Source organism: Kitasatospora sp. NPDC127121, from assembly GCF_042677305.1.
Lineage (GTDB): Bacteria > Actinomycetota > Actinomycetes > Streptomycetales > Streptomycetaceae > Kitasatospora.
In genome coordinates, this window is sequence record NZ_JBHXTQ010000169.1 from 1 (window position 1) to 1533 (window position 1533).

The window sequence follows — 1533 nt, forward strand, 5'->3', positions numbered from 1 at the left end:
CTAGTGCTGCTCTGCGGAAGTTCGTGGAGGGGTGTTGATCAGATAGCCAGTCCGCTGAGGTAGAGGCCGCCTGCGCAGTCGAGGGCTTCTTCCGGGGAGCCGGACGGCAGCCCGCTGGGCAGGAAGTTGTCGCGGTAGCTGTCGTTGCTGGCCAGGTAAAGCGAGAATCCCCAGGTGTGGAGTACGCCGGTGAAGCGCAGGCGGCACAGTGGAAGGCTCTGGCCACCGGGCAACTCGGCGACGACGTAAGCAAATCCGGCACGGAAGCGGACCGTGATGGCGTCCACGTGCAGCCAGCGTTCACGGGCGTGGCGGTTCAAGCGCTGGCGCAGGTGGTGCTGCATCGATTCCGGCGGGTTCTTCGGCACAGGCCCATCCTGCCGGGTGCGGCGGCGGCCCGCCATGATCGGTGGCCGTGCGTGGTGATCAACGGGCGGGGACGGCGGTCGCGGTGGTGCTGGAGACGGGGGTCCGCGAGCGGCTGGACAGGACAGCGGCTTCGGCGAAGTCCGAAGTACGGGCGGTGTTGCGGGCGCGCATCGTGCTCGCGGCGGCGGACGGGCTCGCCAATGGCGCGATCGCCCGGGAGCTGGATGTCAGCGTGAACACGGTGCGCAAGTGGCGGGGCCGGTTCGCCACCCTGGGTCTGGGCGGCCTGCGGGACGCCGAACGCTCGGGCCGGCCAAAGGCCTACGGGCCCGAGGTCCGCATGGCGATCGTGGCCACTGCCACCAGCGCGCCACCGCATCCGGAGTCGACCTGGTCGCACCGCGCCATCGCCCGACGGGTGGCCGACACTTGCTTCGCGCCGGTCTCCGCCTCCCAGGTCGGCAGGATCCTGGCCGGCCTGGACCTGAAGCCGCACAAGGTCCGTGGCTGGCTCACCCGCCGGGACACCCCCGACTTCTGGCAGCGGGCCGCCGAGGTGTGCGCCCTCTACCTGAATCCGCCCGAGGGCGCGGTAGTGCTCTCGATCGACGAGAAGACCGCGGTCGCGGCCCGCTCGCGCCGCTATCCCGGGCGTTCCGCCCGCCCCGGCGAGCCGGCCAGGCAGGAGTTCGAGTACCGGCGCCACGGCACGGTTTCCCTCGTGGCCGCGCTCGACGTTCGCACCGGCGAGGTCCTCACCGAGGTGATCGCCCGCAACGACGCGGCGACCTTCACCGCGTTCCTGCACCAGCTCGACCAGGCGATCGCACCCGGCAGTGAGATCCACGTCGTGCTCGACAACGGCTCGTCCCACACGGCCAAACACACCAAGGCGTGGCTGGCGGCCCACCCACGCTGGCACGTCCGGTGGACCCCGCCGCACACCTCGTGGCTCAATCAGGTCGAGTTGTTCTTTTCCGCCCTGACCCGCCGAGTCGTGCGGCATGGCGACTTCGCCAGCCGCGACGACCTGATCGAGAAGCTGGAGGCCTACGTGATCGGCCACAACGAGACCGCCAAGCCCTACCGCTGGACCTACGAGGGCACCCCACTCAAAGCAGCCTGATCAACACCCCTCCACGAACTTCCGCAGAGCAGCACTAG

General features: G+C 69.8%; 2 protein-coding genes. One reads left to right on the top strand and one right to left on the bottom strand.

All coding sequences use genetic code 11. The annotated features are described in order from the left end of the window. Positions 1 to 38 precede the first annotated feature (38 nt). On the bottom strand, positions 39 to 368 hold the full coding sequence (locus ACFVHI_RS37140) for a hypothetical protein (RefSeq protein WP_380346472.1): 330 nt from the start codon (positions 366 to 368) through the stop codon (positions 39 to 41). An 83-nt stretch (positions 369 to 451) separates the two neighbouring features. Here ACFVHI_RS37140 and ACFVHI_RS37145 point away from each other — a divergent pair, with 83 nt between their 5' ends. Continuing rightward, positions 452 to 1495, top strand: coding sequence for an IS630 family transposase (locus tag ACFVHI_RS37145; RefSeq protein ID WP_380346474.1), 1044 nt, complete (start codon positions 452 to 454; stop codon positions 1493 to 1495). Positions 1496 to 1533: the final 38 nt, after the last annotated feature.